Here is a 19,322-nt window from a genome sequence, read left to right on the forward strand (position 1 = left end):
GCCCGGCGGGGATTCCCCGCCGGGCCCGCCGCGCCGGTCACGCCCCGCGCGCCTTCCGCACCTTCGCCGCCGTGTAGTCCCGGGCCTTCACGTACCGGCGCACCGGGTCGCCCGCGTACGTCCAGGGCGCGCAGCCGATGAAGCCGTCGACCGCCCGGAACTGCTCGAACGCCGCCTCGTAGCGGTCCTGCCAGTACAGCACCCAGGCCAGCATGTGCCGGGTCTCCGCGACGCGCGGGTCGTCGGCGCCGTGGACCCGCACGGCCTCCGCCAGGTCGGCGAGGGCCGCGTCCGTCGCCGCGACGACCTCGGGACGGTTGTAGAACTCCTGCGGGTCGAGATCGGACTCGTAGGTCTCCTGCTCGAAGTACGCCTCCAGCGGGAACAGCGCCATCAGGTCGCCCGGCCGGCCCCGGTCCGCCGCCCGCCGGGCGAAGGCGAGCGCCTGCTCGTGCGAGCCGCGCCACTTCGCGCACCAGTACTGCAGGCCGCTGGAGTACGCCAGGTAGTTCACCGGGTCGCGCTTCTCGATCTCGGCCCAGATCGCCTCGAACGCGTCGTGGGAGTAGCCGAGGCCCATCGCGAGCGGCAGTTCGCCGATGAACGGGCTCGGGTCGTCGCCCGCCAGCTCCTGGGCGCGCGCGAACGCCGCGCGGGCGTCCGCCAGGACCCGGTGGAACGACGCGAACTGCTCGTCGGTCGTGTGCTTGGCCTGTCGGGAGCCGCGGATCTCCCACGCCAGGTACACCAGCGCGCTCGCGTGCACGGCCGCCGCGGTCGGGTCGTCCGGCCGCTCCTCCCGCCACGCGCGCAGCCAGGCGTCGTCCTCCACGGCCTCGTGCGCGATCCGGCCGATCCGGGCCGTGCGCGCGTACCAGTCGCGCCCGGCCGCCTCCACGTACGCGGCCCCGGCCCGCCAGTCGCCGGCGCGCACCGCCTCGGTGGCCGCGACCCGGTCGGCCGGCAGGGGCGCGGCCTTCTCCGTGTCCAGCCGGTCCGTGGGCAGCAGGCCCAGCCGCGCCGCCGCCTCGGCGTGCGCCGCGGCGGAGTCGCCCGATCCGCCGGAGCGGGCGGCCCGGCGGGACTTGATCCAGAAGTACACCGCGACCGCGATGACGATCAGCGGGATGAGACGGGGCATGGGGTGGGGGGTTTCCTTCCGTGGAGCGGTACGAGGGGGGGCGGTACGAGGGGGGTACGAGGGGAGCGGTACGAGGGCGGGCGGGGTCAGTGCGCCGCGGCCGGCGCCAGGAGGGCGCGCAGCGGGGCGGTGTCCGGGCGGTCGGCGGTCGCGGCGTCCAGCGCGGCCGGGAGGGCGTCCGCCGCGCCGTCGGGGAGGCGCAGGGTCGCCGGCCCGGACCAGGACAGCTCCCAGCGGGCCCGGCCGGAGCGGAGCAGTTCGTCCGTCACCATCGCGGACAGGCCCCGGCGCAGCGCGGGGCGCGCGAACTCGCGGGCGGCCCGGCCGGTCGCCGCCGCGGCCTCGTCGGACTTCGGGAGCCGGCCGGCGATCTCCCAGGCGGCGCCGGCGTCGACGGCGTCGAGGACCGCCGGGAGCGCGGCCCCGCCGGCCGCCGCGCGCAGCTCCCCGGCGCTCCGCGCGACCCGGGCGCTCATGGCCTCGTGGACGAGGTCCGGCCAGTCCAGGCGCCGCATCCGCAGCGCCTCCGGCGTCAGCGACACGTCCTCGACGGCGGCCAGGGCGTCCTGCGGCGAGGCCAGCACGCCGAGCGCGGGGCCCGGGGTCTCCGCGCCGCGGCCGTCGTCGGGCAGCGCCTCGATCCGGGCGACCCGCTCGGCCGCCGGCGGGTGCGAGTCGTACGGCGAGGAGGGCTCGTCGGGGAGCCGTTCGCGCAGTTCGGACAGTTCGCCGGCGCGGGCCGCGAGCAGGTGGCGCACGCCGCCGAACACCTCGCCGCGCGGCGGCAGCAGCCCGAACTCGGTGCCGAGGGTGGCGTACGAGGAGAGGTGGACGTCGTGCGCCGCGTCGATCGCGGGGATCGACCGCAGGGCGCGCGCGGTGGCGTCGCGGCCGGCGATCCGGGCCGCCGCGAGGTCGGCGGCGAGCTCCTGGCGGCGGGCGCCGGCCAGGGTCGCCCGGAGGTAGAGCCGGCCGTAGGCGGTGTAGATCTTCGCCATGGTGCGGTAGGTGACGCCGGCGCCGGTGGTGTCGACCTCCTTGGCCTTCCTGCCGCGGGCGAGCCGCTTCTCGGACTTCCGCTCCTGGCGCGCCCGCTCCTTGGCGACCTTGTCGTCGGCCTTGGCGTGGAAGACGTCGATCATGCGGGCGACCTGGACGCGTCCGCGCACGGTGAGCGCGGAGAGGCGGGTGTCGGCGTGCGCGTAGTGGCCCAGCTCGTGGGCGAGGACCGCGCGGAGTCCGGCCTCGTCGAGCCCCGCCATCAGGGGCAGGCCGACGTAGAGCCGCCGGACCCCGCCGGCGATGCCGAGGAAGCGGGCGTCCTCGCTGACGGCGGCGTTCACGTCGGCGGTCAGCCGGATCTCGTCGGGGGCGCGGGTGCCCACCTCACGGGCCAGTTCGCGCACGGTCGCCCACAGCCGGGGCTCGTCGGCCTCGGTGACGAGGAGGCCGCCGGGCTCGTCCCGCGGCGGGGTGCGCAGCATGAACATGCCCCGGACCACGGGGACGGCGAGCAGCAGCGAGACGAAGACGATCTTGAGTCTGATCGCGGCCGGCGTCCACAGCCAGACCGCCCAGTCGACGGCGCCGAGCACCGCGAGCAGGCCGAGGCCGAGCAGATGGAAACCGGACAGCAGTGCGAGCGCGCGCACGGCGCGCAGGGTCGCGCCCATCGGGCAGAGTCCCCCCACGGGAAAAGGGTGCCGGAGAACGGCGGAACGGCAGGTCAGAACATGTGGGGGGAAGCGGAGTATCGCCTACGCTCCGGTACGCCGTCCACCGGGAAAAAGAGGCGCCGGGAGGCGCCCGGCGAAGACGCCCCGCGGAGGCGCCCCGCGGGCCGGCCCGTCACCGCGACAGCGTCGCCGGGCTCCCGCCGTTCGCCTCGTACCCCGCCACCGCCAGGTTCCGGTACAGCGTGTACTCCGCCGCCGGGGCCTCGCTCAGCGTCCACGGCACCGCGCCCACGTGCCCGTCCACGTGCACCAGCTGGTGCATCGCCTCGGCCCAGCGCTCGCCGCGCACCAGGAACCACACCAGCAGGTGCCGCACGTGCGCCAGCATCGGGTCGTCGGGGCGCGCCGAGTGCACCGCGTACAGCGCGCCCTCCACCGCCTTGCTCACCACCGCCGTGCGGTAGAAGTCCTGGACGAGCACCACGTCCGGCACGTGCTCGAAGACCGCGAAGAGCGGCAGCGCGGCCAGCAGCGAGCCGCGCGGCGCCCGCGCGGCGGCCGTCGTCGCGAAGTGGTCGGCCTCCTCGCGCGAGCCGTGCCACTTCTCGCACCAGTAGTGCAGCGCCGCCAGGTGCGCGCCCATGTGCTGCGGCGCCCGGTCGATGACCTTCGCCCACACCTGGTCGAACTGCTCGGGGCCGTAACCGAGTCCGCGCGCCACCGCGAGCTGCGTGATGTACGGGACGGGGTCGCCGGGCGCGAGCAGCGCCGCCTCCTCCGCGACCTTCCGCGCCTCCTCCAGGATGATCCGGAAGTCGTCGCTGCCCGCCGCCGAGGAGCGCCACGCCTGCTGCACCAGGAACTCCGCGTGCACCGCCGCCCCGCCCGCGTCCTTCGGCGCCTCCGAGCGCCAGGCGCGCAGCCAGGCCCCGCCGGCGCCCGGCTTCTCCGCGAGCTCCAGGGAGGCCGCGCCGGCGAAGGCCTGGACCCGCTGCCAGCGCACCTCGCCGTCCGCGCCGGTGCCGGCGAGCAGTTGGGAGGCGGCCCGCCAGTCCTGGGTGGCCTGGACGACGTCGAGGACGTCGAGGAGATCGTGGTCCGGGCCCGGGAGCCGCACGTCCAGCTCCTCCTGCCGGGCGAATCCGTACGCCCCCGGATCGGCGGCGTCGGGCGCGCCGGGCGCCACCTGCCGGATGCCGTCGCCGCGACGGCGCAGCAGATAGGGGCCGAGGACGCCGAAGAGCAGGCCCAGGGCGATCAGGAACCAGAGAATCTCCATGCGTCCATTGTCCAGGACGCCGCCGTGGACGAATCGAGGCGGCGGGCCGGGTGCGGCACTACGCTCCTGACCATGAGCGACCAGCACAGCCACCAGAACTTCGAGACCCGCGCCATCCACGCGGGCAACACCGCCGACCCGCTGACCGGCGCGGTCGTCCCGCCCATCTACCAGGTGTCCACCTACAAGCAGGACGGCGTGGGCGGGCTCCGCGGCGGCTACGAGTACAGCCGCAGCGCCAACCCGACCCGTACCGCCCTGGAGGAGAACCTGGCGGCCCTGGAGGGCGGCCGGCGCGGCCTCGCCTTCGCCTCCGGCCTGGCCGCCGAGGACTGCCTGCTGCGCGCCCTCCTCGTCCCCGGCGACCACGTGGTCATCCCGAACGACGCCTACGGCGGCACCTTCCGGCTCTTCGCCAAGGTCGTGCAGCGCTGGGGCGTCGACTTCTCCGTCGCGGACACCTCGGACGTCGGCGCGGTGCGCGCCGCGATCAACGACCGGACGAAGCTGATCTGGGTCGAGACCCCGTCGAACCCGCTGCTCGGCATCACCGACATCGAGGCCGTCGCGGGCGTGGCCCGCCAGGCCGGGGTGAAGCTGGTCGTCGACAACACCTTCGCCTCGCCCTACCTCCAGCAGCCGCTGGCGCTCGGCGCGGACGTCGTCGTGCACTCCCTCACCAAGTACATGGGCGGCCACTCGGACGTCGTCGGCGGCGCCCTGATCGCGGCCGACGCGGAGCTCGGCGAGGAGCTGGCGTACCACCAGAACGCGATGGGCGCGGTGGCCGGCCCGTTCGACTCGTGGATCGTGCTGCGCGGCATCAAGACCCTCGCCGTCCGCATGGACCGGCACGGCGAGAACGCGACGAGGGTCGCGGACTTCCTCACCCGGCACCCGAAGGTGACGCAGGTGCTCTACCCGGGCCTGGCCGAGCACCCGGGCCACGAGATCGCGGCCAAGCAGATGCGCTCCTTCGGCGGCATGGTCTCCTTCCGCGTCGAGGGCGGCGAGGCGGCGGCGGTCGCCGTGTGCGACCGCGCGAAGCTCTTCACCCTGGGCGAGTCGCTGGGCGGCGTCGAGTCGCTGATCGAGCACCCCGGCCGGATGACGCACGCGAGCGTCGCCGGTTCGGCCCTGGAGGTCCCGGCCGACCTGGTCCGCCTCTCCGTGGGCATCGAGAACGCCGACGACCTCATCGCCGACCTGCGCGAGGCCCTGGGCTGACGGCCCCGGTCCGGCGGTCCTCCACCGGGCACGGCGGGTCGCCGTGCCCGGGTTCCGCGCCGCTCAGGTCCCGGGCAGCGCGTCCTTCAGGCTCGCCCGCACCTCCTCGCGCAGTTCGGGGGAGTCCGCGTGCTCGTGGACCGAGACGGCGTGCTCGGTGGCGGCGCGGACGACCTCTTCCTCCTCGCCCGAGATGTAGAGCGTGCAGCCCGACACGCTCGGCGTGTCCCGGCAGTCGGCGGCTTTCCTGACCATGTCGGCCTCCTGCGGTGGTGTTCCGACCGGCCCCCGGTCTCCAGGCTAGGGCCGTCCTCACGGCCCGGCGAACGGCGGCGTGGTGGCGGCCGGCGGCACCTCCCAGGGCCGGGCCTCCGCCGCCCAGACGGCGAAGCCGAGCGCGGCGAGCGCGGCCAGCACCGCGCCGGTCCGCCGCAGCGCCCGCTCCCGCCGCCGCACCCGGGCGCCGCGCGCCGCCGCGTCGGCCCCGAGGCCGGGCGGGAGCGGCGGATGCGGCGTGTCGAGCAGCCGCCGCACGGCCGCCTCCTTGTCCCCGTACCGGCTCACGCCGCCCCCTCCCGGCCCCCGTACCGCCCCACGCGGCCCCCGTGCTCCCGGCCTCCGTACCGCCTCACGCGCTCCCCGTGCTCCCGGCCCCCGTACCGCCCCACGCGGCCCCCGTGCTCCCGGCCCCCGTACCGCCGCTCCACGCGGCCCCCGTGCCCCCGGCCCCCGTACCGCCGCCCCACGCGGCCCCCGCGCCGCCTCACGCGGCCGCCCTCCGGCCGCCGGGGCCCGCGTCCGCCCGCATCCGGGCCACCGCGCGGGCGCACACCGCCCGGACCCGGGCCTCCGGGAGGCCGAGCAGCGCCGCGACCTGCTCCTCGGGCACGCCCTCGTACAGGTGCAGCACCAGCACGAGCCGTTCCCGCGGGGCGAGGGCGCCGAGGACGCCGCCCCGGCCGGCGCGGAACCGCCAGGAGGCGCGGGCGAAGCGCAGGGCGAGCCCGTCCCGGGTGAGCGCGTACGGGTCCTCGTCGCGGCCCCGGTCCCGGACCGCGTACGTGTGGGCGAGGGCGGCGGTCAGCAGGGCGCGGGCGTCCGGGTTGCGGGTCCGGGTCTCGGCGGTGAGCAGCGTGGCGACGTGCAGCAGCCGTCCCGCCGCGCCCGCCACGAAGTCCTGGAACTCCCGGGCGCGGGAGGCGTGTTCGGATCGGGTCCGCCGCGTTCCCACACCTCATCTAGCGGTCGGGGGCGAACCGGGGTCAACCCCCTTGCGTCCGCCCTCCGCTCAGCCCGCCTGCGCCGCGCCGCCGCCGGCGGCGTGGTGCGCCGACTGCCGGGCGGAGAGCGCCGCGTTGAAGCGGGTGAGCAGGGTGCAGAAGGACTCGCGCTCCTCGCGGGTCCAGCCGTCCGTGACCTCGGCCATCAGCGTGCGGCGCGAGGAGCGGACCGCCTCCAGGCGGTCGAGGCCGCGCGGGGAGAGGGCCAGCACGACCGCGCGCCCGTCCTCGGGGTGCGAGGTGCGCTTGACGAGTCCGGAGTCGACGAGCGGGGCGACCTGGCGGGTGACGGTCGAGGAGTCGATCCCCATGCCCGCCGCGAGCGCCTTGACGCCCATCGGCCCTTCCTGGTCGAGGCGGTTGAGGAGGAGGTAGGCGGCCCGGTCCATGGAGTTGCGGAGCTGCCCGGTGCCGCCGAGGCGGGTCTGCTCGGCCCGGCGGGCGAAGACGGCCACCTGGTGCTGGAGGGCATCGAGGAGGCCGGGGTCAAGCTCGGTCGTCATGTCCTGAGATGTGGGCATGGCTGGGGGCTCTCTCGTGCGGGGGTGGTCGGTGTGGGGGACAGAGTACGCGGACCGGACGGGCTCCGTACCGGCCGTGCGGAAACCCGTCCCGGGCCCGCCGCCCGCGCGGCCGGGAGGCCGGTGAGCTGCGAGACTGTGGGTCATGACCTTCGGTACGCCACACCCCTTGCACCGGCTGATGCTCGACGACGTGCGCGGAGCGCGGAAGATGCTCGCGGGGGTGGCCCGGATGACCGCCGTGGAGGGCAGCCGCCACCTGTCCTCGCTGGTGGGGGCGCCGGTCCTGCTCAAGTGCGAGAACCTCCAGCGGACCGGTTCGTTCAAGCTGCGCGGCGCGTACGTGCGGATCGCGGGGCTCCGGCCGGAGGAGAAGGCGGCCGGGGTGGTCGCCGCCTCGGCCGGCAACCACGCGCAGGGTGTGGCGCTCGCCTCACAGCTCCTCGGGGTGCACGCGACCGTCTTCATGCCGGTCGGCGCCCCGCTGCCGAAGGTCGCCGCGACCCGCGAGTACGGGGCGGAGGTGCGGCTGCACGGGCACGTGGTGGACGAGACGCTGGCCGCCGCGCAGGAGTACGCGCGGGAGACGGGCGCGGTCTTCATCCACCCCTTCGACCACCCGGACGTCGTCGTCGGCCAGGGCACGGTCGGCCTGGAGATCCTGGAGCAGTGCCCCGAGGTCCGGACGATCGTGGTCGGGATCGGCGGCGGCGGCCTCGCCGCCGGGATCGGGCTCGCGGTGAAGTCGGTCCGGCCCGACGTGCGGATCGTGGGCGTGCAGGCGGAGGGCGCGGCGGCCTACCCGCCGTCGCTGGCGGCCGGGCACCCGGTGGTGGTCGACTCGCCGGCGACGATGGCCGACGGCATCAAGGTCGGCCGGCCCGGCGACGTGCCGTTCGGCCTGGTCCAGGAGTACGTGGACGAGGTGCGCACGGTCTCGGAGGACGCGCTCTCCTCGGCGCTGCTGCTCTGCCTGGAGCGGGCGAAGCTGGTGGTGGAGCCGGCCGGGGCGAGCCCGGTGGCGGCCCTGCTGAGCGACCCGGAGTCCTTCCGCGGCCCGGTGGTCGCGGTCCTCTCCGGCGGCAACGTGGACCCGCTGCTGCTCCAGCGGATCCTGCGGCACGGCATGGCGGCGGCCGGCCGGTACCTGGGCCTGCGGCTGCGGGTGGCGGACCGGCCGGGGGCGCTGGCGACGCTGCTCGCGGTGCTGACGGTGGCCGACGCGAACGTGCTCGACGTCAGCCACGTGCGGACCGACCCGCGGCTCGGCCTCACGGAGGTGGAGGTGGAGCTGCACCTGGAGACGAAGGGCCCGGAGCACTGCCGGGAGGTCGAGGGCGCGCTGCGGGAGGCGGGCTACACGGTCCTGGCCTGAGCGCGGGGCGGGGCCCGGCCCACTGTCCTAGGATCGTGAGAAATGCCCGAAATGATCCGGGAGTGTGGACATGCCAGGCGCGATCCACGCCGAGGGACTGGTGAAGACCTTCGGCGACGTCACCGCACTGGACGGCGTCGACCTCGACGTCCCCGAGGGCACCGTCCTCGGCCTGCTCGGTCCCAACGGAGCGGGGAAGACGACCACCGTACGGGTCCTCACGACCCTGCTCAGACCCGACGGCGGCACCGCCACGGTCGCCGGCGTCGACGTCCTCGCCCACCCCGACGAGGTCCGCCGCTCCATCGGCCTCTCCGGCCAGTTCGCCGCCGTCGACGAGTACCTCACCGGCCGTGAGAACCTCCAGATGGTCGGACAGCTCTACCAGATGAGGGCCCGGGCCGCGAAGGAGCGGGCCGGCGAGCTCCTGGACCGCTTCCACCTCGCCGACGCCGCCGACCGCCCCGCCAAGACCTACTCCGGCGGCATGCGCCGCCGCCTCGACCTCGCCGCCGCCCTCGTCGTCGCCCCGCCCGTGATGTTCATGGACGAGCCGACCACCGGCCTCGACCCCCGCAACCGCCAGGCCCTGTGGGACGTCATCAAGGAACTCGTCTCCGGCGGCACCACCCTCCTCCTCACCACCCAGTACCTGGAGGAGGCCGACCACCTCGCCCACGACATCGCGGTGGTCGACCACGGCAGGGTCATCGCCCGCGGCACCTCCGACCAGCTCAAGGACCGCACCGGCGGCGAACGCGTCGAGGTCGTCGTCCACGAGCGCGAGGCCATCGCCCGCGCCCGCACGGTCCTCGCCCGCTATGGCCCCGGCGACCGCGGCCCCGACGCCGTCTCCGTCGAGGACCACACCCGCAGGCTCACCGTCCCCGTCACCGGCGGCGCCAAGCTGCTCGCCGAGGTCATCCGCGACCTCGACGCCGTCGGCATCGAGATCGACGACATCGGCCTGCGCCGCCCCACCCTCGACGACGTCTTCCTCTCCCTCACCGGCCACACCGCCGCCCGCGGCCCGGAGGGCGACGGCGAGGACGAACCCCCCGCCCAGGGCCGCCGGCACCGGAAGGAGCCCGCGTGAGCACCCTCACCGACACCGCCCCCCACGCCCCCGCCCCCCGCGGCGCCCTCGCCCGGTCGGTCGCGGACTCCCTCGTCGTCACCAAGCGGAACCTGATCCGCATGTCCCGGATCCCGGAGATGGTCATCTTCGGCCTCATCCAGCCGGTCATGTTCGTGGTCCTGTTCAGCTTCGTCTTCGGCGGCTCCATGAGCGTCGGCGGCACCACCGACCCGGTCGTCTACCGCAACTTCCTGATGGCCGGCATCTTCGCCCAGACCGTCACCTTCGCCACCGCCGGAGCGGGCGCCGGCATCGCCGACGACATGAGCAAGGGCCTCGTCGACCGCTTCCGCTCGCTGCCCATGGCCCGCGGCGCCGTCCTCACCGGCCGCACCCTCGCCGACCTCGTCCAGACCGCGCTCACCGTCCTGGTCCTCGCGGTCGTCGGCCTCCTCGTCGGCTGGCGCATCCACGAGGGCGTCCCCAAGGCGCTCGGCGCCTTCGCCCTGCTCCTGCTCCTCGGCTACGCCTTCTCCTGGATCGGCGCCCTCATCGGCCTCTCCGTCCGCACCCCCGAGGCGGCCACCTCCGGCGGCCTGATCTGGCTCTTCCCGGTCACCTTCGTCTCCAACGCCTTCGTCGACCCGAGCCAGATGGCCGACTGGATCCGCCCCATCGCCGAGTGGAACCCCTTCAGCGCCACCGTCCAGGCCTGCCGCGAGCTCTTCGGCAACCCCGGCGTCGTGCGGTCCGACGCCTGGCCCATGCAGCACCCCGTCTGGGCCTCGCTGCTCTGGTCCCTGCTGATCATCGCCGTCTTCCGCACCCTCGCGGTGCGCCGGTACCGCTCCGCCGCCGCCTGAGCGCGCGCGGGAACGCCGGAGGGCCGGTCCCGCGGGGGGACCGGCCCTCCGGTCGTACGGAAGGGGGAGCCTCAGCCGGTGTACGGCTTCGCGCTGAGGATCTTCACCATGGCCTTCTTGCCGTTCGGCAGCTCGTACTCGGCGTCGTCGCCGGCCTTCTTGCCGTTCACGCCGATGCCGAGCGGCGACTGCGGCGAGTAGGTCTCGATGTCACCGCTGGCGTACTCGCGGGAGGCGAGCAGGAAGGTCATCGTGTCGGACTCGTCGCCGTCGAAGGCGATCGTCACGACCATGCCGGGCTCGACGACGCCGTCGTCCGCCGGGGCCTCGCCGACCTTCGCGTTCTGCAGGAGCTGGGTGAGCTGGCGGACCCGGAGCTCCTGCTTGCCCTGCTCCTCCTTGGCCGCGTGGTACCCGCCGTTCTCGCGCAGGTCGCCCTCCTCGCGCGCGGCGGCGATCTTCGCGGCGATCTCGGTACGCGCGGGACCAGACAGGTACTCAAGCTCGTCCTTGAGCTTGTTGTACGCCTCCTGGGTGAGCCAGGTGACGTTGTCGCTGGTCTGGGTCACAGGTGCTCCTCGTAGGTACTGGGAATACAAAGCATCGCCCGACACGGAAAAACGGTCGCTTCCCGGGTGGGCGAAAGCACGAGCCTAACAATGAGTGGCGGAAAGCGGGAGGACATAAACCACCGGGATGGCGTCGCCCCAGGTCACCACGGCGACCCGCCGGAACTCGCTCACCCTCCCCTACCCACCGCTACCGCGCCGTACACCCCAGCAGCTCGGCGCTGGTCGCGCGGGCCGTCGTGCGGAGGGAGAAGACGCGGTCGACCCGGCCGGCCGGGTCGTCGACGACGACGTCCTTGCGGGCCACCTCGGCGCCGTCCTCGGACCGGGACCGCAGCGTGCACACGCCCGCGATCCCCTCGTCCTTGCGGACCTCCAGGTGCACCTGCACCTCGGAGTCGCTCACCACGTCGAACTTGATCATCTCGGCGCTGACCTTGCTGCCGACCACGTGGTACCAGCCGAACCAGCCGATCAGGGCCAGGAAGAGCACCCCGAGGACCGCGCCGGCCACCTTCAGCTTCCGGTCGGCCGCCTCGTCCGCGGAGCGCCCGTAGCGCCCCTCGGGCAGCTGCTGGTCCACGGCGCTCATGTCTCGGTCCTCTCGGGGCGGGGGCGGCGGAATTTTCCTCCCCCCGATTCCGTCACTATAGAGACCACCCTCCGCGTCGAATCACTGAGGATCGAGTCTTGACTGAGCAGCTGCGACTGATGGCCGTTCACGCCCACCCCGACGACGAGTCGAGCAAGGGCGCGGCGACCATGGCCAAGTACGTGTCCGAGGGGGTGGACGTCCTGGTGGTGACGTGCACGGGCGGCGAGCGGGGCTCGGTCCTGAACCCCAAGCTCCAGGGCGACCCCTACATCGAGGAGAACATCCACGAGGTCCGCCGCAAGGAGATGGACGAGGCCCGGGAGATCCTGGGCGTCCAGCAGGAGTGGCTGGGCTTCGTCGACTCCGGCCTGCCCGAGGGCGACCCGCTGCCCCCGCTCCCCGAGGGGTGCTTCGCCCTGGAGGACGTGGACCACGCCGCCGGCGAGCTGGTCCGCAAGATCCGCTCCTTCCGTCCCCAGGTCATCACGACCTACGACGAGAACGGCGGCTACCCGCACCCCGACCACATCATGACCCACAAGATCACGATGGTGGCCTTCGACGGCGCGGCCGACGCCGAGAAGTACCCCGAGGCCGAGTACGGCCCGGTCTTCCAGCCGCGGAAGCTCTACTACAACCAGGGCTTCAACCGCCCCCGCACCGAGGCCCTCCACCAGGCCCTCCTCGACCGGGGCCTGGAGTCCCCCTACGGCGAGTGGCTGGAGCGCTGGAAGGAGTTCGAGCGCAAGGAGCGGACGCTGACCACCTTCGTCCCCTGCGCCGACTTCTTCGAGACCCGCGACCGCGCCCTGATCGCCCACGCCACCCAGATCGACCCCGAGGGCGGCTGGTTCCGCGTCCCCATGGAGATCCAGAAGGAGGTCTGGCCCACCGAGGAGTACGAGCTCAGCAAGTCCCTGGTGCCGACCTCCCTCCCCGAGGAAGATCTTTTCGCGGGCATCCGCGACAATGCCTGACATGAGCGCACACCTCGCACTGACGCAGCTGGTCCCCTTCGCCGCCGAAGAGCTCGACAAGAACAAGGTGACCCCCGGCGTCCTCGGGTTCGTCGTCTTCGCGGTCCTGGCCCTCGCGGTCTGGGCGCTGATGAAGTCGATGAACCGCCACATGAACAGCATCTCCTTCGAGGAGACCCCCGACCCGGCCGCACCCGGCCAGGCCGGCGAGAAGGCCCCGGCCGCCTCGAAGTAGCGGCCCGTCGGCCCGTACCCGCGCGGTACGGGCCGACCGCGGCAGGACGGCCTCACGGCGAACCGACCGGCCCATGAGACCTCCCCCTGCCTCCTCCGGCACGCCGACAATCCGGTCGACCGGATAGCTGGGCGACGCATCGGTTCCTTACAGGGCCCCGAGATCGACCGTGACGGAGAAGGGCGCGGTGGCCTTCACCGTGCCGGTGAACACCTCGCCGTCCCGATAGGCCCTGGTGGCGGGGTCGAGGACGTACGTGTAGACGATCGGGACGCCGGTGGCGGCCTGCTCGACCCGCCAGTAGAAGGGGATGCCGGCCTTGGCGTACTGGTCGACCTTCACGATCCGGTCCGTGGTCTCCGACCCCGGGGACACGACCTCGACGACCAGGAGCACGTGCTCGGGGCGGGTGGGCGTGAGGTCGATGGTCTCCGCCCGGTAGACGGTGACGTCCGGGCGGCGGTTGGTGAGCGGAACGTCCTGGAGGCGGACGTCGAAGTCCGTGTCCGCGTTCCAGTCCGGGCCCGCGGCGGCGTCCAGGGCATTGGCCAGGAGCCGAGCCAGCCGGCCCAGCCGCTTGGAGGCGCTCGGGCTCACGACGACCATCCCGTCCACGATCTCGATGCCGGCGCACTGCTCCTCGGACCAGGAGTCGTACTGCTCCGCGCTGATCTGCGCATGCATCCACGCGGGCGTCACCATCTCGGCGGTCATGGTGTACCTCCTCCGAGGAGCCTCGACGGGTCCAGCTCGGAAGGAGGTGGAGCGGCCCGCCACGTGAGGGACCACGCGTGCGATTCGGCCAGGCGGGGCGGGCCCGTGAGGGTTTCGCCGGTCGGGGGCAGGCGCTGTGAGAGGCTGGGTCGTATGAACCGGCTGGCTGGCACCACCTCGCCTTATCTGCTTCAGCACGCGGACAACCCGGTCGACTGGTGGCCGTGGGGGCCCGAGGCGTTCGCGGAAGCGAAACGGCGTGATGTGCCCGTTCTGCTGTCGGTCGGATACTCCGCGTGCCACTGGTGCCACGTGATGGCCCACGAGTCCTTCGAGGACGAGGCCGTCGCCGCCCTGGTCAACGAGCACTTCGTCGCCGTCAAGGTCGACCGCGAGGAGCGGCCCGACGTCGACGCCGTCTACATGGAGGCCGTCCAGGCCGCCACCGGCCACGGCGGCTGGCCCATGACCGTCTTCCTCACCCCCGACGCGGCCCCCTTCTACTTCGGCACCTACTTCCCGCCGGAGCCCCGCCACGGCATGCCGTCCTTCTCCGAGGTCCTCGACGGCGTCCGCGCCGCCTGGGCCGAGCGCCGCGGCGAGGTCGACGAGGTCGCCGACCGGATCGTGAAGGAGCTGGCCGGCCGCTCCCTCGCCGTCGCCGGCGACGGCCTGCCCGGCGAGGAGGAGTCGGCCGCCGCCCTCCTCGGCCTCACCCGCGAGTACGACGCCACCCGCGGCGGCTTCGGCGGCGCCCCCAAGTTCCCGCCGTCGATGGTCCTGGAGTTCCTGCTCCGCCACCACGCCCGCACAGGCTCGGAGGGCGCCCTCCAGATGGCCGCCGACACCTGCGAGGCGATGGCCCGCGGCGGCATCTACGACCAGCTCGGCGGCGGCTTCGCCCGCTACGCCGTCGACCGGGAGTGGGTCGTCCCCCACTTCGAGAAGATGCTGTACGACAACGCGCTGCTCTGCCGCGTCTACGCCCACCTGTGGAGGGCCACCGGCAGCGACCTCGCCCGCCGGGTCGCCCTGGAGACCGCCGACTTCATGGTCCGCGAGCTCCGCACCCCCGAGGGCGGCTTCGCCTCCGCGCTGGACGCCGACAGCGCCGTCGAAGACGGATCGGGGCACCCCCTGGCCGAGGGCCTCGGGGGAGGCAGCGGCCGGCACGTCGAGGGCGCCTACTACGTGTGGACCCCCGCCCAGCTGGAGGAGGTCCTCGGCGCCGACGACGCCGCCCTCGCCGCCGCCCACTACGGCGTCACCGAGGACGGCACCTTCGAGCACGGCACCTCGGTCCTCCGGCTGCCCCGGGAGGCGGGCCCGGCCGACGCCGGCCGGATCGCCTCGATCCGCACCCGGCTGCACGCCGCCCGCGAGCGGCGCGCGCGCCCCGGCCGCGACGACAAGGTCGTCGCCGCCTGGAACGGCCTCGCGATCGCCGCCCTCGCCGAGACCGGCGCCCTCTTCGACCGGCCCGACCTGATCGAGCGCGCCACCGAGGCCGCCGACCTCCTGGTCCGCCTCCACCTCGACGACGGCGGCCGGCTCACCCGCACCTCGAAGGACGGGCGGGCCGGCGCCAACGCGGGCGTCCTGGAGGACTACGCCGACGTCGCCGAAGGCTTCCTCGCCCTCGCCGCCGTCACCGGCGAGGGCGCCTGGCTGGACTTCGCCGGCGTCCTCCTGGACATCGTCCTCGACCGCTTCACCGCCGAGGACGGCGCGCTGTACGACACGGCCCACGACGCCGAAGCCCTCATCCGGCGCCCCCAGGACCCCACCGACAACGCCACCCCGTCCGGCTGGACCGCCGCCGCCGGAGCACTGCTCTCGTACGCGGCCCACACCGGCTCGCAGGCCCACCGGGCCGCCGCCGAGGGCGCCCTCGGCGTGGTGAAGGCGCTCGGCCCGCGCGCCCCCCGCTTCATCGGCTGGGGGCTCGCCGTCGCCGAGGCCCTGCTCGACGGCCCCCGGGAGATCGCCGTCGTCGGCAACGCCGTCGACCCGGTCTTCCAGGAGCTGCGCCGCACGGCGCTGCGGGCGACCACCCCCGGAGCGGTCCTCGCCGCCGGAACCCCCGACAGCGAGGAGTTCCCGCTCCTGCGGGGCCGCCCCCTGGTGGCCGGATCGGCCGCCGCGTACGTCTGCCGTCACTTCACCTGCGACGCACCGGTCACCGACCCGGCCGAGCTCCGCGCGCGCCTCTGACCGCGCGGAAAGGACACGGCCCCGCCGCCCCTCCGGAGAGGGACGACGGGGCCGGGCCGTCGCCGAGCGCCGTCGCTCAGCTGTTGCCGGCGCCGTTGCCGGACAGGACCGGGATGTCGCTGAGGATGTGCGACAGCGGCTCGTCGCCCTTGGCCTGCGTCGAGTTCTCGACGCACTGCTGGTTCTGCGGGGAGGACAGGACGTTGATGTCCTGGACCGCGACCGGGATGAGGCCGACGATCGAACCGGCGTTGACCTTGGCCGGGAGACCGACGCACGGCTTGTTCAGGGAACCCTGGACGAGCGCGAACTGCGGGCTCATGTTGCCGTAGGTGGCGGAGTTGCCGAACTCCTGGTGCGCGCCGTTGCCGGAGAGCGAGGTGGTGCCACCGTCGTCGGCGATCGCGAGCGCCTGGCCGGCCGTCGCGCCGACGACCGAAACGGCCACCGCAGCGGTCGCGAGGAGCTTCTTCATGGTTCTGGCCTTTCGGATGACTGGCTCGCGCTGAGTGCCGAGCCGTGCTGATCAACTGGTCAGAGGGACGGAGGTTCCGTGATGTCCACCGGACGGCCTACGGGCAGATGAGCGAAGAACCCCGGGCGGGCTCGTAGTCGGCGACCGGGACCGCGCTCGGCGCGACGGCGTCGCCGGGCGGCAGCGGGCGGTCCGCGCGGAGCCGCGCGAAGACCTCCGCCGCGCCCGCCGCGTCCCAGCCCACCGTGGACCCGACCCCCTCGACGACCGGGTTGAAGCCCCGTACGGGCACGGTCGCGAACTCGGTGCGGGAGGGGCCGACCGCCTTCAGCCGGGTGGCGAGCGCGAGCAGTTCGGTCACCGTGACGCCCCGCTCGGCGGCGGCGGTCCCGCGCAGCGTCGAGGCGAGCGCGGACAGCTTCGCCGGGTCCTTGAGGATCCCGGCCGACCGGATCCGGTCCAGCATGTTGACGATGAACTTCTGCTGCTTGCGGATGCGGCCGAAGTCCATCTCTCCGTCGGCCTTCCGCGAGCGCACGTACTGGAGGGCCCCGCCGCCGCCCACCCGCGTGGTGCCGACCGCCAGGTCGAGCCCGGTCGCCGAGTCCTTCAGCGGTTTGTCGGTGCAGATCGGCACCCCGCCGTCGACCCGGTCGACGGCGTCCATGAACCGCCGGAAGTCGACCGCGAGGTAGCGGTGCACCTCCAGCCCGGTCGCCGCCTGGACGGTCTCGATGGTCAGGGCCGAACCGCCTTCCGGATGGGCGGCGTTGAGCTTCGCGAGGTGAGCGGCGTGGACGGCGCCGGTCCGCCGGTCGGTGTGCGGGCCGGGAAGCTCGACGAGCGAGTCGCGCGGCAGCGCCACCACGCTGACCCGGTCGTTGCCGGCGGAGACGTGCACGAGCATGACCGCGTCGGTGCAGTCGCAGTCCTTGCCGCCGAGCCGGAAGCGTTCCTTCTCGGCCTCGGTGATCCCGGCCCGGGAGTCCGTGCCGACCACGAGCAGGTTCAGCCCCCGTGCCGGGGCGGGGAGTTCGGCGGGGCCGCCGAGGGCGGCGGCGAGGGCTCCGGGGGTGAGCGCGAGGAGCGCCGCCGGTGCGATCAGGAGCCGCCACGGACGCGGGATTCTCATGTCCGCACGGTATTTCGACACCGATCGCACACGGACGCGCGACGCGATGTCCCGTGCCTGAATCACTCCGTTGCGAGCCTTGTGTAATGATGCGGGAATAGCAGCGGAAGGAGCGAGGATGGCGCCGCCGAATTCCGGTAGTCCCGGGAAATGGGAACGGATGGCCTTCATTCCGAAGAGCCGGTACGTGACTGATCCGCCGGTCGCCGACCGGCCCCCCTCCGCCGCTCAGTTCCCCGTCTACTCCGCTCTGGTGGCCCAGTGGGCGCAGGCGGGACGGGCGGTCCCGGGCGTGCCGGACCGGGAGTGGGAGCGGCTGGTGGCCACGCCCGTCTGGCCGCGCTAGCGGGGCCGGTACGCGCGAAGGGGCCGCCCCGGCGGGGCGGCCCCTCGGCGTGTGGACGTCGCCGGCCGGGCGGGACGTCAGCTGTTGCCGACGCCGTTGCCGGAGAGGATCGGGATGTCCTCCAGGATGTGCGACAGCGGCTCGTCGCCCTTGGCCTGCGTCGAGTTCTCGACGCACTGCTGGTTCTGCGGGGAGGACAGCACGTTGACGTCCTGGACCGCGATCGGGATCGCGCCGAGGATCGAACCGGCGTTGACCTTGGCCGGCAGGCCGATGCAGGGCTTGTTCAGGGAGCCCTGGACGAGCGCGAACTGCGGGCTCATGTTCCCGTGCGTCGACGAGTTGCCGTACGACTGGTGGGCGAAGTTTCCGCTCTTGGAGGTGGTGCCGCCGTCGTCGGCGATGGCGAGGGCGGGGGTGGCCGCGGCGGCGGAGGCGCCGACGATCGCGGCGGCGGCGGCCGCGGTGGCCATGACCTTCTTGATCACGGTAGTTCCCTTCTAGAACCGGCTCCGTGCAGGGAGCCCCCTGATCAACTCGCTTCGGAGCGGCGGGTTCCGCCCCGTCACCCCGATGGCGGAGCGCGCGCGGCAGCGCTCGTCGCGGTTCCCCATCGATCGGGTGAAGCGCCGGAACCTCGTCCCGGGGCCGCAGTTGATCCGGGCGCATCAATCAGGTCGATTGGTGGGAACAGATCGGATTCACCGTGATCAAGAAGATGATGGCGGCCGCGGCCGTCACCGCTTCGGCCGTCGGCGTCGCCGCCGCGGCCGCCGCCCCCGCGATGGCCATCGCCAACGACGGCGGCACGACCTCCCTCTCCGGGAACGGCGCGCACCAGGCGTTCGGCAACTCCACCACCGCCGGCAAGATGAGCCCGCAGTTCTCCGCCGTCCAGGGCTCGCTGAACAAGCTCTGCCTCGGCGTCCCGGCCAAGGGCAACGTCGGCTCGGTCGTCGGTGTCCTCGTCCCGGTCGCGGTCCAGGACATCAACGTGCTGTCCTCCCCGCAGAACCAGCAGTGCGCGGAGAACTCGACGCAGGCCAAGGGCGACGAGCCGCTGTCGCACCTCGTGGAGGACATTCCGGTCCTCTCCGGGAACGGAATCGGCAACAGCTGATCCGGCGGCGTTCCGCGGGGCCGGGGGAAATTCCTTCCTCCGGCCCCGTGTCGTGCGCGCAACGGAGTGAAAGCCGGTGCCGGGGCGGAATTCCCGGTCTCCTCCGCGGGAGGGTGTCGTTGTCCCTGTGTGCAGCGGGGGCCGATCCTCCGCCGCGGAAAGGAACCAGACGAAATGAAGTGCAAGAAGGCCGCCGCCGTCATTGCCGGAGTCATCATGGCCATGGGGGTGGCCTCGCCCGCCTTCGCCGACGCCGACGCGTTCGGTGCGGCCGTCGGTTCGCCGGGCGTCCTCTCGGGCAACGTCGTCCAGATCCCGATCCACGCCCCGATCAACCTCTGCGGCAACAGCATCAACGTCATCGGCGTCCTGAACCCGGCCGCCGGCAACGTCTGCGTCAACGCCTGACCCGGTCCGCCGCGCGCGGACCCGGTACCACCCGGCCCCGGGCTCCGGCCGCCACGCGGAGCAGGACACCACGCCCGGCTCCAGCAGCTCCAGGCCG

Annotated in this window: 23 protein-coding genes; 10 read left to right on the top strand and 13 right to left on the bottom strand. The window is 73.7% G+C overall.

Annotated elements, in window-relative coordinates:
• Window positions 1–37: 37 nt before the first annotated feature.
• The 3 genes from AB0E83_RS31615 to AB0E83_RS31625 form a co-directional block, all read right to left on the bottom strand.
• On the bottom strand, window positions 38–1,141 hold the full coding sequence (locus tag AB0E83_RS31615) for a hypothetical protein (protein WP_362119574.1): 1,104 nt from the start codon (window positions 1,139–1,141) through the stop codon (window positions 38–40).
• A gap of 86 nt (window positions 1,142–1,227) precedes the next feature.
• Window positions 1,228–2,814 carry a M48 family metallopeptidase gene (locus tag AB0E83_RS31620; RefSeq protein WP_362119634.1) on the bottom strand — a complete coding sequence of 529 codons (1,587 nt, stop codon included), beginning with the start codon at window positions 2,812–2,814 and terminating at the stop codon, window positions 1,228–1,230.
• A 175-nt stretch (window positions 2,815–2,989) separates the two neighbouring features.
• Entirely contained in the window at window positions 2,990–4,096 is a 1,107-nt protein-coding gene (locus tag AB0E83_RS31625) for a hypothetical protein (protein WP_362119577.1), read from the bottom strand.
• A 72-nt stretch (window positions 4,097–4,168) separates the two neighbouring features.
• On the opposite strand from AB0E83_RS31625, the gene AB0E83_RS31630 reads away from it, so the two are divergent.
• Entirely contained in the window at window positions 4,169–5,323 is a 1,155-nt protein-coding gene (locus tag AB0E83_RS31630; protein WP_362119580.1) for a cystathionine gamma-synthase, read from the top strand.
• Between the two features lie 63 nt (window positions 5,324–5,386).
• Here AB0E83_RS31630 and AB0E83_RS31635 read toward each other — a convergent pair whose 3' ends face one another.
• The 4 genes from AB0E83_RS31635 to AB0E83_RS31650 form a co-directional block, all read right to left on the bottom strand.
• Window positions 5,387–5,578 carry a DUF1059 domain-containing protein gene (locus AB0E83_RS31635; RefSeq protein WP_362119583.1) on the bottom strand — a complete coding sequence of 64 codons (192 nt, stop codon included), beginning with the start codon at window positions 5,576–5,578 and terminating at the stop codon, window positions 5,387–5,389.
• Between the two features lie 57 nt (window positions 5,579–5,635).
• Window positions 5,636–5,887: a hypothetical protein gene (locus AB0E83_RS31640; protein ID WP_362119585.1), complete on the bottom strand. Its 252-nt coding sequence runs from the start codon at window positions 5,885–5,887 to the stop codon at window positions 5,636–5,638.
• A 199-nt stretch (window positions 5,888–6,086) separates the two neighbouring features.
• Window positions 6,087–6,554: a sigma factor-like helix-turn-helix DNA-binding protein gene (locus AB0E83_RS31645; protein WP_362119588.1), complete on the bottom strand. Its 468-nt coding sequence runs from the start codon at window positions 6,552–6,554 to the stop codon at window positions 6,087–6,089.
• A 57-nt stretch (window positions 6,555–6,611) separates the two neighbouring features.
• On the bottom strand, window positions 6,612–7,124 hold the full coding sequence (locus tag AB0E83_RS31650; RefSeq protein ID WP_362119591.1) for a MarR family transcriptional regulator: 513 nt from the start codon (window positions 7,122–7,124) through the stop codon (window positions 6,612–6,614).
• 145 nt (window positions 7,125–7,269) lie between these two features.
• Here AB0E83_RS31650 and ilvA point away from each other — a divergent pair, with 145 nt between their 5' ends.
• From ilvA to AB0E83_RS31665, 3 genes are all read left to right on the top strand, one after another.
• Window positions 7,270–8,499: a threonine ammonia-lyase gene (ilvA, locus tag AB0E83_RS31655; protein ID WP_362119594.1), complete on the top strand. Its 1,230-nt coding sequence runs from the start codon at window positions 7,270–7,272 to the stop codon at window positions 8,497–8,499.
• A gap of 70 nt (window positions 8,500–8,569) precedes the next feature.
• The gene (locus AB0E83_RS31660; RefSeq protein WP_362119597.1) at window positions 8,570–9,595 is read left to right on the top strand and encodes an ATP-binding cassette domain-containing protein; all 1,026 of its coding nucleotides are present in this window, start codon (window positions 8,570–8,572) and stop codon (window positions 9,593–9,595) included.
• Window positions 9,592–10,440, top strand: coding sequence for an ABC transporter permease (locus tag AB0E83_RS31665; RefSeq protein ID WP_362119600.1), 849 nt, complete (start codon window positions 9,592–9,594; stop codon window positions 10,438–10,440). Before AB0E83_RS31660 ends, AB0E83_RS31665 begins: the two co-directional genes overlap by 4 nt.
• Before the next feature lie 71 nt (window positions 10,441–10,511).
• Here AB0E83_RS31665 and greA read toward each other — a convergent pair whose 3' ends face one another.
• The gene (gene greA, locus AB0E83_RS31670; protein ID WP_031013045.1) at window positions 10,512–11,009 is read right to left on the bottom strand and encodes a transcription elongation factor GreA; all 498 of its coding nucleotides are present in this window, start codon (window positions 11,007–11,009) and stop codon (window positions 10,512–10,514) included.
• 190 nt (window positions 11,010–11,199) lie between these two features.
• Window positions 11,200–11,601 carry a DUF4307 domain-containing protein gene (locus tag AB0E83_RS31675; RefSeq protein ID WP_362119603.1) on the bottom strand — a complete coding sequence of 134 codons (402 nt, stop codon included), beginning with the start codon at window positions 11,599–11,601 and terminating at the stop codon, window positions 11,200–11,202.
• A gap of 98 nt (window positions 11,602–11,699) precedes the next feature.
• On the opposite strand from AB0E83_RS31675, the gene mca reads away from it, so the two are divergent.
• Window positions 11,700–12,581: a mycothiol conjugate amidase Mca gene (mca, locus tag AB0E83_RS31680; RefSeq protein WP_362119606.1), complete on the top strand. Its 882-nt coding sequence runs from the start codon at window positions 11,700–11,702 to the stop codon at window positions 12,579–12,581.
• Entirely contained in the window at window positions 12,574–12,816 is a 243-nt protein-coding gene (locus tag AB0E83_RS31685; RefSeq protein ID WP_362119608.1) for a hypothetical protein, read from the top strand. Before mca ends, AB0E83_RS31685 begins: the two co-directional genes overlap by 8 nt.
• Before the next feature lie 147 nt (window positions 12,817–12,963).
• Here AB0E83_RS31685 and AB0E83_RS31690 read toward each other — a convergent pair whose 3' ends face one another.
• Window positions 12,964–13,530 (bottom strand): Uma2 family endonuclease, encoded by a 567-nt coding sequence (locus AB0E83_RS31690; protein ID WP_362119611.1) that lies wholly within the window; start codon window positions 13,528–13,530, stop codon window positions 12,964–12,966.
• 153 nt (window positions 13,531–13,683) lie between these two features.
• Between AB0E83_RS31690 and AB0E83_RS31695 the strand changes: the two genes are divergently transcribed.
• Window positions 13,684–15,744 (top strand): thioredoxin domain-containing protein, encoded by a 2,061-nt coding sequence (locus AB0E83_RS31695; RefSeq protein ID WP_362119614.1) that lies wholly within the window; start codon window positions 13,684–13,686, stop codon window positions 15,742–15,744.
• Between the two features lie 76 nt (window positions 15,745–15,820).
• Here the strand turns inward: AB0E83_RS31695 and AB0E83_RS31700 are convergent, their stop codons facing one another.
• Window positions 15,821–16,219, bottom strand: a complete 399-nt coding sequence (locus tag AB0E83_RS31700; RefSeq protein WP_362119617.1) for a rodlin — start codon at window positions 16,217–16,219, stop codon at window positions 15,821–15,823.
• A 97-nt stretch (window positions 16,220–16,316) separates the two neighbouring features.
• The gene (locus tag AB0E83_RS31705; RefSeq protein ID WP_362119620.1) at window positions 16,317–17,351 is read right to left on the bottom strand and encodes an LCP family protein; all 1,035 of its coding nucleotides are present in this window, start codon (window positions 17,349–17,351) and stop codon (window positions 16,317–16,319) included.
• 187 nt (window positions 17,352–17,538) lie between these two features.
• Here AB0E83_RS31705 and AB0E83_RS31710 point away from each other — a divergent pair, with 187 nt between their 5' ends.
• Complete coding sequence (locus tag AB0E83_RS31710) at window positions 17,539–17,697, top strand: hypothetical protein (protein ID WP_362119623.1); 159 nt, start codon at window positions 17,539–17,541, stop codon at window positions 17,695–17,697.
• A 77-nt stretch (window positions 17,698–17,774) separates the two neighbouring features.
• On the opposite strand, the gene AB0E83_RS31715 is transcribed toward AB0E83_RS31710, so the two are convergent.
• Window positions 17,775–18,185 (bottom strand): rodlin, encoded by a 411-nt coding sequence (locus tag AB0E83_RS31715; RefSeq protein WP_362119626.1) that lies wholly within the window; start codon window positions 18,183–18,185, stop codon window positions 17,775–17,777.
• Between the two features lie 218 nt (window positions 18,186–18,403).
• Here AB0E83_RS31715 and AB0E83_RS31720 point away from each other — a divergent pair, with 218 nt between their 5' ends.
• Window positions 18,404–18,817: a rodlin gene (locus tag AB0E83_RS31720; protein ID WP_362119629.1), complete on the top strand. Its 414-nt coding sequence runs from the start codon at window positions 18,404–18,406 to the stop codon at window positions 18,815–18,817.
• A gap of 174 nt (window positions 18,818–18,991) precedes the next feature.
• Window positions 18,992–19,225: a chaplin gene (locus tag AB0E83_RS31725; RefSeq protein WP_362119632.1), complete on the top strand. Its 234-nt coding sequence runs from the start codon at window positions 18,992–18,994 to the stop codon at window positions 19,223–19,225.
• The last annotated feature ends 97 nt before the right edge of the window (window positions 19,226–19,322 follow it).

Origin of the sequence: Streptomyces sp. NPDC035033, from assembly GCF_040636735.1 — a bacterium.
Taxonomy (GTDB): Bacteria; Actinomycetota; Actinomycetes; order Streptomycetales; family Streptomycetaceae; genus Streptomyces.

Coding starts and splice junctions, on each gene's coding strand:
- AB0E83_RS31725 (WP_362119632.1), top strand. CDS start 18,992: ATGAAGTGCAAGAAGGCCGCCGCCGTCATTGCCGGAGTCATCATGGCC.
- AB0E83_RS31690 (WP_362119611.1), bottom strand. CDS start 13,530: ATGACCGCCGAGATGGTGACGCCCGCGTGGATGCATGCGCAGATCAGC.
- AB0E83_RS31615 (WP_362119574.1), bottom strand. CDS start 1,141: ATGCCCCGTCTCATCCCGCTGATCGTCATCGCGGTCGCGGTGTACTTC.
- AB0E83_RS31685 (WP_362119608.1), top strand. CDS start 12,574: ATGCCTGACATGAGCGCACACCTCGCACTGACGCAGCTGGTCCCCTTC.
- AB0E83_RS31695 (WP_362119614.1), top strand. CDS start 13,684: ATGAACCGGCTGGCTGGCACCACCTCGCCTTATCTGCTTCAGCACGCG.
- AB0E83_RS31660 (WP_362119597.1), top strand. CDS start 8,570: ATGCCAGGCGCGATCCACGCCGAGGGACTGGTGAAGACCTTCGGCGAC.
- AB0E83_RS31650 (WP_362119591.1), bottom strand. CDS start 7,124: ATGCCCACATCTCAGGACATGACGACCGAGCTTGACCCCGGCCTCCTC.
- AB0E83_RS31700 (WP_362119617.1), bottom strand. CDS start 16,219: ATGAAGAAGCTCCTCGCGACCGCTGCGGTGGCCGTTTCGGTCGTCGGC.
- AB0E83_RS31635 (WP_362119583.1), bottom strand. CDS start 5,578: ATGGTCAGGAAAGCCGCCGACTGCCGGGACACGCCGAGCGTGTCGGGC.
- AB0E83_RS31705 (WP_362119620.1), bottom strand. CDS start 17,351: ATGAGAATCCCGCGTCCGTGGCGGCTCCTGATCGCACCGGCGGCGCTC.
- AB0E83_RS31675 (WP_362119603.1), bottom strand. CDS start 11,601: ATGAGCGCCGTGGACCAGCAGCTGCCCGAGGGGCGCTACGGGCGCTCC.
- AB0E83_RS31630 (WP_362119580.1), top strand. CDS start 4,169: ATGAGCGACCAGCACAGCCACCAGAACTTCGAGACCCGCGCCATCCAC.
- ilvA (WP_362119594.1), top strand. CDS start 7,270: ATGACCTTCGGTACGCCACACCCCTTGCACCGGCTGATGCTCGACGAC.
- AB0E83_RS31625 (WP_362119577.1), bottom strand. CDS start 4,096: ATGGAGATTCTCTGGTTCCTGATCGCCCTGGGCCTGCTCTTCGGCGTC.
- AB0E83_RS31620 (WP_362119634.1), bottom strand. CDS start 2,814: ATGGGCGCGACCCTGCGCGCCGTGCGCGCGCTCGCACTGCTGTCCGGT.